This window comes from Sulfurospirillum halorespirans DSM 13726 (genome assembly GCF_001723605.1).
Classification (GTDB): domain Bacteria; phylum Campylobacterota; class Campylobacteria; order Campylobacterales; family Sulfurospirillaceae; genus Sulfurospirillum; species Sulfurospirillum halorespirans.
Genome location: NZ_CP017111.1, coordinates 996,889 through 1,009,376 on the forward strand (window position 1 = coordinate 996,889; position 12,488 = coordinate 1,009,376).

The 12,488-nt window shown below is 42.9% G+C and carries 10 protein-coding genes; 6 read left to right on the forward strand and 4 right to left on the reverse strand.

All coding sequences use genetic code 11. From position 1 onward, the window contains the following. The first annotated feature begins 194 nt into the window (after positions 1–194). The gene (locus tag SHALO_RS04910; RefSeq protein ID WP_069477608.1) at positions 195–1,394 is read left to right on the forward strand and encodes an OprD family outer membrane porin; all 1,200 of its coding nucleotides are present in this window, start codon (positions 195–197) and stop codon (positions 1,392–1,394) included. A gap of 47 nt (positions 1,395–1,441) precedes the next feature. Here the strand turns inward: SHALO_RS04910 and SHALO_RS04915 are convergent, their stop codons facing one another. Together SHALO_RS04915 and SHALO_RS04920 are read right to left on the reverse strand one after the other, a co-directional pair. After that, positions 1,442–3,430, reverse strand: a complete 1,989-nt coding sequence (locus SHALO_RS04915) for an EAL domain-containing response regulator (RefSeq protein WP_238585290.1) — start codon at positions 3,428–3,430, stop codon at positions 1,442–1,444. Beyond that, a complete protein-coding gene (locus SHALO_RS04920; RefSeq protein ID WP_069479334.1) occupies positions 3,366–4,256 on the reverse strand; it encodes a phosphatidylserine decarboxylase in 891 nt (296 codons plus the stop codon). The genes SHALO_RS04915 and SHALO_RS04920 overlap by 65 nt, the downstream gene beginning before the upstream one ends. A gap of 92 nt (positions 4,257–4,348) precedes the next feature. Between SHALO_RS04920 and dbpA the strand changes: the two genes are divergently transcribed. Then, positions 4,349–5,740, forward strand: a complete 1,392-nt coding sequence (gene dbpA, locus SHALO_RS04925) for an ATP-dependent RNA helicase DbpA (protein WP_069477609.1) — start codon at positions 4,349–4,351, stop codon at positions 5,738–5,740. A gap of 36 nt (positions 5,741–5,776) precedes the next feature. Next, positions 5,777–6,598, forward strand: a complete 822-nt coding sequence (locus tag SHALO_RS04930; protein ID WP_069477610.1) for a GNAT family N-acetyltransferase — start codon at positions 5,777–5,779, stop codon at positions 6,596–6,598. On the opposite strand, the gene SHALO_RS04935 is transcribed toward SHALO_RS04930, so the two are convergent. Continuing rightward, entirely contained in the window at positions 6,588–7,199 is a 612-nt protein-coding gene (locus tag SHALO_RS04935) for a helix-turn-helix transcriptional regulator (RefSeq protein ID WP_069477611.1), read from the reverse strand. The genes SHALO_RS04930 and SHALO_RS04935 overlap by 11 nt on opposite strands. Before the next feature lie 91 nt (positions 7,200–7,290). On the opposite strand from SHALO_RS04935, the gene SHALO_RS04940 reads away from it, so the two are divergent. After that, positions 7,291–8,142 (forward strand): NAD(P)-dependent oxidoreductase, encoded by an 852-nt coding sequence (locus tag SHALO_RS04940; RefSeq protein ID WP_069477612.1) that lies wholly within the window; start codon positions 7,291–7,293, stop codon positions 8,140–8,142. A 60-nt stretch (positions 8,143–8,202) separates the two neighbouring features. On the opposite strand, the gene SHALO_RS04945 is transcribed toward SHALO_RS04940, so the two are convergent. After that, the gene (locus tag SHALO_RS04945) at positions 8,203–9,780 is read right to left on the reverse strand and encodes a methyl-accepting chemotaxis protein (protein WP_158513714.1); all 1,578 of its coding nucleotides are present in this window, start codon (positions 9,778–9,780) and stop codon (positions 8,203–8,205) included. Positions 9,781–10,331: 551 nt separating this feature from the next. On the opposite strand from SHALO_RS04945, the gene SHALO_RS04950 reads away from it, so the two are divergent. Beyond that, the gene (locus SHALO_RS04950) at positions 10,332–11,648 is read left to right on the forward strand and encodes a 2-isopropylmalate synthase (protein WP_069477614.1); all 1,317 of its coding nucleotides are present in this window, start codon (positions 10,332–10,334) and stop codon (positions 11,646–11,648) included. A gap of 24 nt (positions 11,649–11,672) precedes the next feature. Further along, a complete protein-coding gene (locus SHALO_RS04955) occupies positions 11,673–12,440 on the forward strand; it encodes a class I SAM-dependent methyltransferase (protein ID WP_069477615.1) in 768 nt (255 codons plus the stop codon). Positions 12,441–12,488 lie beyond the last annotated feature (48 nt).

The window sequence follows — 12,488 nt, forward strand, 5'->3', positions numbered from 1 at the left end:
TTTTTTTTATTTAAAATTTTCCTTGAAGCTTCAAATTAATTGTGGAAACAACGGGCATATTAAAGGTTTAGACGGATGGGTTTATGCGTCTGTCTGGATGCGTTTGAATGTAAAACGTAGCGCATCACTTTTGGCATAAATTAACGTCATAACGGCTTTACATGTAAAGTCGTTTTATCTTCAAGGAGAAACGTATGAAATTGGCAAATCTTAGCGTGGCAGCGCTGTGTCTTGCAGGGCTTAGCACCTGTTCTTTGGGTGCCGATACCTTAGCGGATGCTTTCAAAGAGGGCAAAATCAGTGGTGAACTCAAAGCATTTTACTGGGATCGCGACCGCAATCCTGCCATCAATTCGGCTTCTATTTTCAATACCGGTGTCGTACTTGGCTACACCACAGGCTCTTACAATGGCTTTAGTCTTGGCTTAACAGGGCAAGCCAATAGCGCGCCATTTGCAAGTTCCAACGCTAAAACACAATTCGGGTGGGATGAGTACGGCTCAGGTGCACAACTTTCCGAAGCCTATTTGGCGTATAGCGCAGGTAAAACCACCGTTCAAGTCGGACGCATGTTTTTAAATACGCCACTCATCGCTTCTTTGGGCAATCGTATCGTCAAAGAGGCATTTGAGGGCGCTAGTATCGTCAATACCGACCTTCCCAACACGACATTGACCGCGGCATACGTGCAAAAATTCCAAGCGCAAACCGATGGGACTGGCAATATCGGCAAATTTACCACCTATAATAATCCGTATGGCACATCTCCTCTATTAGAAGATGGTGCATACACCCTCGTTGCGGTCAATAAAAGCATCACAGGCTTAACCCTAACCGCGGCGTATGCGGAAGACGTGGAAACCAACGGAGCGATGGCGTACGCAGAAGCGGCGTACAGTATTGCCGTGAACGCCTTTACCTACGGCTTGAGCGCACAATACTACTACAGCGACAAAGAAGTCACAGGGAGCAACGATGCCGATCTTTACGGTCTTAAAGCAAGCCTCGGTTATGGCGCACTCAGTGGTTATGTTGCCTATACAACCGTGAGCAAAGAGGCAACGCTCACACCAGGCATTGGTTGGGGCGCAGACCTTGCGTACACAGGAACCATCATTCTCTCCAGCAGTTACCCAGCCAACACAGATGCTTATGCCATCGGGCTTGGCTACGCGTTTACGCCGACAACAACGCTTGGGGCAAGTTATACGATAACCGATGATGATGACCTCGCGTACGGCAAAGCATCATATGTTTCACTCACGGGCAATTACGCCTTTGATGGCGCACTTAAGGGGCTCAGCTTCTTAGTCATGTACGATAAAGAGTACCGTGATTTAGCAGGGGTTCAAGACAAAGATGAGTTTAGGTTTAGCGCCAGTTATAAGTTCTAAAACGCCTCAGCGCTTTTACATGTAAAGCTTACATGTAAAAGCGTTTTCTAAAACATTTCAGGTCTTCCAAAGTGGTATCCTTGGGAGTAATCAACGCCTATGTCGCGTACCATCTCGTAAATGGCTTCTGTTTCGACAAACTCTGCGACGGTGGTGAGGTTTTGTTTTTTGGCAAACAGAACGATGGTCTCAACAATGTGCTGACTGGCGGTGTTGTGTTTAATATTTTTAATTAAACTTCCATCGATTTTAAGAATGTCAGGCTCGTAGGAAAGCAGTCGCTCAAAGTTAGAATACCCCGTTCCAAAGTCATCAATCGCGATCTTAACGCCCCTTGCTTTCACCCTTTGAATAAAATGTTTAATCAGAAAAAAGTCTTTAATATCTTCACTCTCCAAGAGCTCAAAAATGACACGATGCGCTTCAGTTTCATGCTTAATCAAAAGGTGTTCAATGTAGTCTGTGATCTCGTCGCGCTCAATGTCATGCACGGAGAGGTTGATGGAGATAGAAACGTCGGGTACTTTTAGCAGTGCCTCAAACGAGTTATCCAAAACGATCTTGGTGATTTTGGAGTAGTAGCGCCCTTTTTTGGCGATTTCTAAGAAATAAAACGGCGTTAAAAGCTGCCCCTCTTCGGTTACAAGGCGTACTAAAGATTCGTATTTTTCCACTTCTTGAGTGATGTTGTTGACGATGGGCTGGAAGTAGGAGATGATTTTACGATTGTCAATCGCGGTCTTAATCATATGAATCGTCTCAATATTTTTAAGCGCATTTTCATACTCAATACCTGAGAGCCCATCGGCGTAGATGATGGGTTGCTTATTTTGGATCGCATTTTCGATGCCTATTTTGGCGTCTTCAAAGATTTTGAAAATGCCATACGTAAAGCTGCAAATCACAGAAATGTCGTACTCCACGGTATCGACTTTGACGATATACTCTTTGACATTGGCTAAAAATTGCTCTAAAACAGCGTGGATTTCCTCTTTACTTGCCTTGCAGTTACGTCGATCGATCGCAAAGGCGTACAAGCCATTTTCAAGGTGGTACACCCTTTGAAATCCCCAACGATTGGGCATAAGATAGAGCATGTTTTTACCAAAAGCCATTTCGATTTTTTCAACGCTGGCTTTGTCATAAAACTTCTCTAAGATGGTGTAGTCTTCGATTTGCACCAAAATCAGCACGGAAAGACGGTTCGCTTCTAAAAAGTCGAAAAGTTGCTTTTTATCGCTCATGATCGCGGTAATGTCATGGCGCAATGAGATGTACTCTTCCACCTCACCGTTAGGATTTAAGATGGGTTGAATGGTTGTCTTGACATAGTAGGTATCACCGTTTTTAGCGCGGTTTTTCACGATGCCTTGCCATGTTTTTTTCTCATCCTTAATCGTTTTCCATAGATCCCTAAAAGCCGTTTTAGGCATATCGGGATGGCGAATGATGTTATGCGGTTTGCCGACAAGCTCTTCTTTAGTATAGCCTGAAATTTGGCAAAATTTATCATTGACAAAGGTGATAACCCCTTTGGGGTCGGATTTAGAGATGATGGAGCTTATATTCGTGATATTTTCGTATTGTTTAAGTAGGAGGACATTTTTAAGATTTTCATAACGAAGGTGAATTTTTTCGATCACCTTGTGCAACGTCTGGATCAGTTGCGAGATATTTAAAGGCTTGAGTAGATACCCATCCACGCCTGCTTCAATGGTTTGTGTGAGAAAGTTTGACTCATGGTGTGCTGAGAGAACGATGATCGCCACGTCAGAGCTGATGGTGCGAATGCTCTGTATCAGCTCGATGCCATTCATGCGTGGCATTGTAATGTCTGTGATGACAAGGTCGATCTTTGCGTGCGAATCGGCATACAGACGTGCGCCTTCCTCTCCGTCTTCGCCTACAATAACCGTGTCAAAAAATTCTGAAAAAAGACTGGTCGCCGCATGCCTTGCTTGTGGATCATCTTCAATGTAAAGAAGCGTCATCCCCCGACTCATCTGCTTCAACGATGCTATTTGCTTGCGCTCCATAGCGTATTCCCCCTATTGGTTGCCCGAATTTTATAGGACCTGTATTGCCAAGGTCGAGATCGATAGACTCTTTTTCAAAAAGCATAACAATGGTAGACCCCATTTCAAAATGACCAAGTTCATCTCCTTTTGAGAGCGAAAGATCGTCATAACGATAACATTGTTGAAGACTTGCTTTGGCATTTGTTTGAATGTTGGCATCAAATGTAAACGCCATTTTGCCCACATTTAAAGCACCAACGAAGATCATGTAAAAAAGTCTATTCTCTTTAGTATAACATTCTAGCACAACACGCTCGTTTTCGATGAAAAGTCCATCAATTTTACGAAGCCATGTGAAGTTTACGGGGTAAAGCTTCCCAGGAATGTGCACCGCTTTGGCAATTCGCATATCAATAGGAACGTGGTAACGGTGATAATCACGCGGTGAGAGGTAGAAATTGACAAACATTCCGCCATTCAAACGCGCTTTTTTGTCTTTGGCGATGTAATCACCCAAAAGGCGTCTCACATCGTAGCTAAATCCTTTAATTTGTAACGCAAGCTGCGCTTCAATGACGCCAAAAGCACTCACACAACTATCGCAAGGAGAGATCACGGTTTTTTCACTGATATTAAAAAGGCGACGCGTTTTAAAACGTCTCGTAAAAAGCGCGTTCAAACTTTTGTACGAAGACGCTTCTTCAAATTCCGTCAAATCCACCTTCATCATCGCCGTATACGACTGGTTGATGATGCGTTGCAGTGAGCTTGGAAACTCTTTAGACGCGAAAACGCCAAAAAGACGAGACGCAATAGAACTCTTAAAGTTAGGGTAACGTTGCATGAGACTCTTTCGATTTTTTTCATAGATTTCTTTAAAGGATTGATTATACCCAATCAATACGTTTCTTGCAAAAAATGTGATATATTTGCGCCATGAAAACAACACAAACCCACTCTTTTGAGCAACTTATCACCAATGCGGACATGTTAGCCAACCTCTCACAGCTTGGCTACACCACCATGACGCCCATCCAAGAGGCATCTTTAGCCCACATCATCGCAGGACGCGACATCGTCGCCAAAGCCAAAACCGGCAGTGGCAAAACCGCCGCGTTTGGACTGCCACTGCTTTTAGCTTTACATGTAAACTCCATGCGCATCCAATCGGTCGTGCTTTGCCCCACGCGTGAACTAGCGGAGCAAGTCAGCGCAGAGCTGAGACGACTTGCGAGATTTGCCCATAATATCAAGATCGTCACGCTCTGTGGTGGAACGCGTTTTGTGCCGCAGTGCATCAACCTAGAGCATGGCGCGCACATTGTGGTCGGAACTCCTGGGCGCATTTTGCAACATTTGCAAGAGAAGACCATCAACTTTGAGCATATCAAAACGCTCGTTCTTGATGAAGCCGACCGCATGCTCGACATGGGCTTTTTCGAAGACATCGAGAAGATCATCGCCAAGATGCCACAAAAACGTCAAACCCTGCTGTTCTCCGCCACCTTCCCCAAAGAGATCGAGCGCATGTGCAATGAAGTGCAAAGCGACGCCTTACATGTAAGCATCGAAGAAGAGGCAACCACATCTCCGAACATCACGCAAGTGTGCTACACCGTCGAGCCACGTGAAAAAGAAGCAGCACTTAAAGGCGTTTTACTGGAAAGCGATGCCAAGTCAGTCATTATCTTTTGCAAAACCAAAATCGGGGTCGCGGAACTTCAAGGCTATCTGTTAGATGAAGGCTTTGACGCACTCTCCTTGCATGGCGATTTAGAACAAATCGACCGTGACGAGCACCTGCTTCTCTTTGCCAATGGCAGTGCCCAAATCCTCGTAGCGACCGATCTTGCTTCCCGAGGACTAGACGTTAAAGATGTCGAGATGGTCATCAACTACGAACTCCCTCAAACGATGGAGATCTACACCCATAGAATTGGACGAACAGGACGCATGGAAAAAGCTGGTCTCGCAGTAAGCTTTGTCACACCACGCGAAGAGGGCTTCTTTGAAGAACTCACAGAAGCCAATTTCGCCTTTACATGTAAAGCCATCAGCGACCTAAATCCAACCCTTACAAAGCCCAAAAAAGCCCTCTACATCACGCTTTGCATCGACGCAGGCAAAAAACACAAAATGCGCGCAGGCGACATCTTGGGAACCCTCACCAAAGACTTAGGACTGGAAGCGAGTGTGATTGGTAAAATTGACATCTTAGAGAAGTTTTCTTATGTTGCTATAGCGCGTGAATATGCTGATAAAGCGTTTGATGGACTCAGTACTACGACGATTAAAAATAGACGGTTTAAGATATGGAAGTTGGGGTAAAGGTTTAATAATAAAATTATGTTTAAGAAGGAAAAGATGACGCTTCTGTCTCCTTGCGATTACCATGTTGTACGTGAATATTTACGTGCAGTAGATGCCAATGTATTGTTTGCGTATTCGGTTGTCAATCATGATATAGAAGGAAAAATCTTTGTTGATGATTGTCATACACCAACGGTTTTTTATATTGTGCATCCTTACGGTATGGCGTTGCTCCTTGGCAATACAGAACAAAAAGAGTTTAATAATGTTTTGAAAAACTATCTGTCTAATCATTTAAACCAAAGGACACGTCCTGAATGGTTACAAGTGTACCCCAGAACGTGGGAAGTTACTTTAAATGAACTCTTAAACAAACAACTATGTTTTGATAACGTTAACCAACACGCTATCTCTGTACTAGAGCGTTTAAACTTTGAATTTTCTTCTGAAAAATACTATTTACAAAAAGAGACAATAGATTTAGAAGGCAATACCCTTCAAAGAACCGATAAATCCTTGTACGAAAAAATTTCTGGAAGCGTCATTCCCTCTCGTTTTTGGAATAATTATTCCGATTTTGAACGCTTTGGTGTTGGGTTTTCCCTTGTTGATACAAAAGGTACGCCTCTTTCAACAGCATTTTGTTCTTTTATATACGATGGGCAACTTGAATTAGGTATCGAAACAGATCCTCGTTATTTGGGGAAAGGCTATGCGTATGTGGTTTGTTCTGCGTTAATTGATTATTGTCTTGGGAATAAACTCATTCCTGTTTGGGCGTGTAGTTCTCTGAATAGTGGGTCTCAAAAATTAGCTCAAAAACTGGGTTTTAGTATTATTCGTAAGCGTCCGTATTATCAATTACCTAACTCCTAACCGCTTTGAGCCAATTATAAATCGTAGCCTTAGAAACATTTAACACCGAGCAGATATACCCCACAACATTGCGAATGGCGAAGATGCCTTCGCTTTCTAAGAAAATCACCAACTCTTTTTTATCGTCACTTGAAAGACCTGAGAGGGCAATGTTTTTGGAGCTTAAATACTTCTCTATCGTCTCATCGGTATGTTCTCTCCAGCTTTGGGAAAAAAGTACGGAAGGTTTGGGTGCGGAGTCGTTTACATGTAAAAAGCCTTTGAGCGACTCAAACAGCGTCTCTATAGGTTCTGTGTTGTAGTTGATGCAGATCATCCCGATGGGTTTTTCGTCCGCGTCTCGCACGATGATGCTGACGGCTTTGAGGCGTTTGCCTTCACTGCTGGTTTTATCGTACGGTCCGACCCAGTTCTCTTTGATGCTGTTTAAGTCTTTGAGCTCGCTCAACATCGCATCACCCACGCGACGCTTAGAGAAAGCATTGACGATGTGAACCAGTTTTTTGGCTTCTAGGTCATGCATCACAACTTCCACATTAGGGTAAAACAGTTTGCCGATGGCGTCGCAGAGTGCGACATAAGGTTTGAGTTCTTTTTTCATGTCAAAATCATAACACAACTTTTTGCAAAATTATCTTGATAAAGAGTCTAATTTAGACTATAATTCTAAAAAATAGCTCAAAGGAGTCATCATGGCAATCGGTTTTATAGGATTAGGCAATTTAGGTGCAGCCATCGCAAAGCGTTTAACGAGTATGGGCGAAGAGGTCATCGTTTGGAACCGTACCAAAGCGAAAGCTGAAGCCAAAGGCTTTGTGTGTGAAAGCTCACCCAAAGCGCTCTTGGAAAAATGCGACACGGTGCTCATGTGTCTGTTTGACTCTGATGGAGTCCGAAATGTTTTAACGATGGAAAATGGGCTTTTAAGCGCAAACCTAAAAGGCAAAACCATCATTGACCTTTCGACGAATCATTTCAACGATGTCATTGAGTTTCATGCTATGGTTAAAAAGCAGGGTGGAAATTACCTCGAATCGCCTGTTTTAGGCAGTGTCGTGCCTGCAAGTAAAGGCGAGTTGACCGCGGTGTGTGCTGGCAAAGAGGGTACATTTCTTACATGTAAACCACTTTTAGAAAAATTTGCCTCTACCATTTTTCATCTCAAAGAAGCTGGATTTGCGGCGAAGATGAAGCTCATCAATAACCTTTGTTTGGGTTCTTTTATGGCGACGATTGCGGAGTGTACGGCACTGGGTGAAGCGTGTGGCATCAATAAAAAAGAGCTTTTAGAGATATTGGGAGCAGGGGGCGGAAAGTCACTGGTACTGGCTGCTAAAACACAAAAACTGATCGATGAGGACTTTAGCCCGCATTTTAGCACCTCTGCAATCACCAAAGATTTGCATTGTCTGCAAGACTTGGCGTACAGTCTGAACCGTCCGCTTTACACCGCAAGTGTCACCAAAGAGCTTTTTTCCAAAATGAAAATGATGGGAAAAGGTGACGAGGACTTTAGTTCTATTTACCAACTTTTCAAAGCGTAATTTCACCTTTTAGAGAGTTTTACATGTAAAGCTCTCTTTGAGGGGAAAATGGATGATATTTCAAGCTGTTTTAAATTGAGCGAGAGAGAGGTTAAGCCCTTCAGAGAGCTTTGCAAGGTGTTCAGCCGCTGAAGCAATCTCTTCGACGCTTCTGGCATTAGTGTTTGAAATCGTACGAATGTTGCGAATACGCTCAATCACATGAATGGCCTTTTCACGACCTATATTGGCATCACTTGCCGTTTTAATTGCTCCCATTTTAGCGTTATCCATATTAGTAACCGTTGTTCTCATCAGTGTTTGTGTCGTTTCTGCACGATCACCCAAATGCTGAATCTCTGTTGCACTTTTACGCATCATCTCTGAGGCTGCACTGACGGATTGAACAATGACGGCAACGGTTGCATTACTCTCAACGAGGCTTTTTTGAGTACGTTCTGCCAATTTTCTGACTTCGTCTGCGACAACCGCAAAACCACGACCATGTTCTCCTGCACGTGCGGCTTCAATAGCGGCATTGAGTGCTAAAAGGTTGGTTTGTTCGGCAATCTCTGCAATAACTAAAAGCACTTGTCTCACTTGCGCAACATCTTGATCCAAATGCTCAAGTCTTGAAGAGAGGTCTGTTTGATTGACAACCACGTTTTTGAGCTCATCAGAAACGGCAAGTACCTCTTCCGAAGCGCTTGTCAGTTCATCTGAAACAGTGGCAATGACTTGACCTGATTGTTGAGAGCTAGTAGCACTTACTTCCAAGATAGAGACAACGGATTCGGTTTCATGCGTTGTCTCTTCGATTTCTCGTGCTGAACTCTCGGTACTTCGACCAATATGAAGTGAGGTGCTCGAAAGTTCTTCTGCCACGGCTGCATTTTCTTGAGCACTTTGTTTTGCTTCATCAATCGCTTTGGCTAGTTGGACTAAAAGGGCGTTGAAGATGTCCATCATTTGAGCAATTTCATCCTTTTCACCCGTTTTTATTTTATAATTAAGATCTTTGTGTTGAGCGATATAGGTACAACCATCGGATGCTTTTTGGATGGAAAGATAAATTTTATTGATAATAAATAAAAAGAGTGATGTGACTATAGCTGTTAAAAGAACGGAAGTTACAATGCCGATTATTTTCGAAGTTTCTAGTGCTTTAAATTCAGATTCTTGAATAGTGCTGCTTAATTCTTTGATCATCGTTAGAAGCTTAAAATAGTGACCTGCTCCTTCTTCACTAAGCTTTTTAAGAAGTTGCCCATCGTTAGAATCGACAAATTTTGGTGCATGAATTTCATACGTATGTTCTTTGATAATTCGAAAACGTGTTTCATTGCCTGTATGATAGGCGAGAGTGCTTTCTTTGATAGCATCTAAATTTTTTGTATACAATGGGTTCTTGACTTCTTCTTTTAACATGTCAATGGTTTTTAGAATTTCTTTATAGGTTTGATCGTATCCATCATAATTTTTTGCATCATAGTTTAGTTGATACCCTCTAGCATAGGTTCCAAGCGTAGCACTTAAAGAACGCAATGCCCCGACTGTTTCTATGGTAGTTGCTGCATTACGAGCGCCTGTTGTATTTGAGATTAGAAGATAGGTGAGGCTTCCTGTAGTGAGAAGAAAGAGCAATAATAAAAATATCATTTTTGCTCTTATAGTGATTAACATGTAATGCCTTTGTGAAAAGAATATGACTAAATTTATTTATTTTGAACCAAAATTGCTAGTAAAAAATGCTTTAATGCAACCTGCTCACTCGAAAAATTTTATATTATAAAATTATATAGTAAGTTTATAGCCTGAAAATAGCTTAATCAAAATCTGTAGATAAAGGAATTTTGCTATTTTCAACTTCTGTGCTATACTTTTGTCAAATTTTCTTAAAGGAGACCCGATGGCAACTTTTATATCCCATCAAACCATATACCAACCTCAGACAATAGCGCAATTTTCTAACGCATCTGTCCTCGTCGTCCTCCTCCTGAAGCTCCGTTAAACCTTCACACTCACCCCTTTATTTTTCACTGTTGATTTTTAAATTGGCTTTTTAGCCCTGAGGATACCTCTACCTAATTAGCTCAATTTTCATTATTTTCATGGTTGTTTTTCTTGCCATAACGCAAGATTTTTCTGCCTGATTTTAGGCATATATGAGCATTTTGGCTCATTATTACACTATTAACAAGGATATTTCTATGCAAAGTACACAAACATTTAAAAAATACAAACCGTACCCATTGGTACCTTTAGCACACCGTGAGTGGGCAAGTAACATCATTACACAAGCGCCCATTTGGGTTAGTACGGATCTTCGAGATGGCAATCAAGCCCTTGTAGCGCCAATGAATGCGACCAAAAAATTGGCGTATTTTCAAAAATTGGTGGAGATGGGATTTAAAGAGATTGAGATCGCGTATCCGAGCGCTTCTCAAATGGACTTTGATTTTTGTCGCATGTTGATCGAGCAGAACTTGATTCCTGAAGATGTTAGGGTTGCAGTTTTGATGCCTTCCATTGAAAAACACATCAAAAGAACTTTTGAAGCGATGAAGGGCGCAAAGAAAGTAACGATGCACCTTTACAACCCAACTGCGGACAATCAGCGCAAAATTGTGTTTGACAAAAGCAAAGCGGAGATCATCGCTTTAGCGGTTGAGGGCACACGCATCATCAAAGAAGAGGCGGCAAAATTCAAAGGTGACGTGATGTTTCAGTATTCACCTGAGAGCTTTTCACAAACCGAGTTGGAGTTTGCGCGCGATGTGGTCAATGCGGTTATCAGTGAGTGGATGCCGACTAAAAATGCACCGATGGTTATCAATTTGCCCAACACCTTGGAGGCGTGCACACCCAACATCTATGCCGATAGAATCGAGTGGATGAGTAAACAGATGTTGGAGAGAGACGCCGTTATTTTGAGCGTTCATCCGCACAATGACAGGGGCACAGCCGTAGCGAGTGCGGAGATGGCGATCTTAGCAGGGGCGCAAAGAGTTGAGGGTACGCTTTTGGGCAATGGGGAGAGAGCGGGTAATGTTGACTTGGTTACGATGGCGTTCAATCTTTACTCTCAGGGAATCGACCCGATGTTGGATATTTACAATATCGATACGATTTTACAGGAGATCATCACATTGACGCACAGCACGATTCCTCCCCGTCACCCTTATGTAGGTTCCATGATTTACACGGCTTTTTCGGGCACGCATCAGGACGCAATAAAGAAGGGTATGGAGTTTCAGAAGGTGGCGTTAGATGGCTATTGGCACGTCCCGTACTTGATCATCGACCCAAAGGATATTAAGCGGGATTATCGCGATGTGGTGCGCATTAACTCGCAGTCGGGCAAAAGCGGCGTGGCGTATGTTCTGAAGGAATTTTATGGCATTGAGACCACGAAGTCGATGCAAATTGAGATTGCTACGGAAGTGCAAAGGTTGTGCGATGAGAAGGGAATTGAGGTGAATGCGGAGGAGATTTTCAAAGTCTTTCGCCAAATGTGCAAGCTTTAAAAGCGTTACATGTAAAAAGGAAAAATGATGAATGGACATTGGAAGGCTGATGATTACGCGGCAAATTCAAAAGGGCAGGCGGTTTGGGCGAATGAGTTGATCGAAAAGATGGCGCTTAGGGGCGATGAATCCATTTTAGACATCGGGTGCGGCGATGGAAAAATCACCGATGCTTTGAGTCATCTCACAAACGGCGAAGTGGTCGGCATCGATTTGAGTAGCGAGATGATTGCGTATGCTCAAAAGAGTTTTTCAAAGCCAATTTTTATGCAGATGGATGCGCAAGCGTTGAATTTTAATGAGCGCTTTGATGTCGTCTTTTCCAACGCGGCATTGCACTGGGTCAAAGACCATAAAGCGGTGTTGGAAGGTATCTATAAAGCACTCAAACCAAATGGCAAAGCGATTTTGCAGATGGGAGGAGAGGGCAATGCCGATCTGTTTTTTAAAGCGATTAAGCAGGTAATGCCTTTTTACGCCGTCTATTTTGAGGGGTTTGAAATGCCCTATACATTTCTTTCCGATAAAGCGTATGAAGGCCTTTTAGAAGGAATGAGCTTTCGTTTGTATACCGCATCTTTAATTCCTAAAGATATGGTGCATGCGGATGTAAAAGCCTTTCGAGGCTGGATCGAAACGACATGGTTTCCCTATATCCAACGTGTTCCAGCTCAGCACAAAGAGGCGTTTATTGAGGCGTGCATAGAAGCGTATTGTACGCTTTGTCCGCTCGATAATGAGGGAAGAGTGCATCTTGGTATGATGCGTCTTGAAGTGCAATTGAGCAAGTAAAAATGTTTACATGTAAAGATTTTGAGGCAAATAAAATAGCTCCTGTGG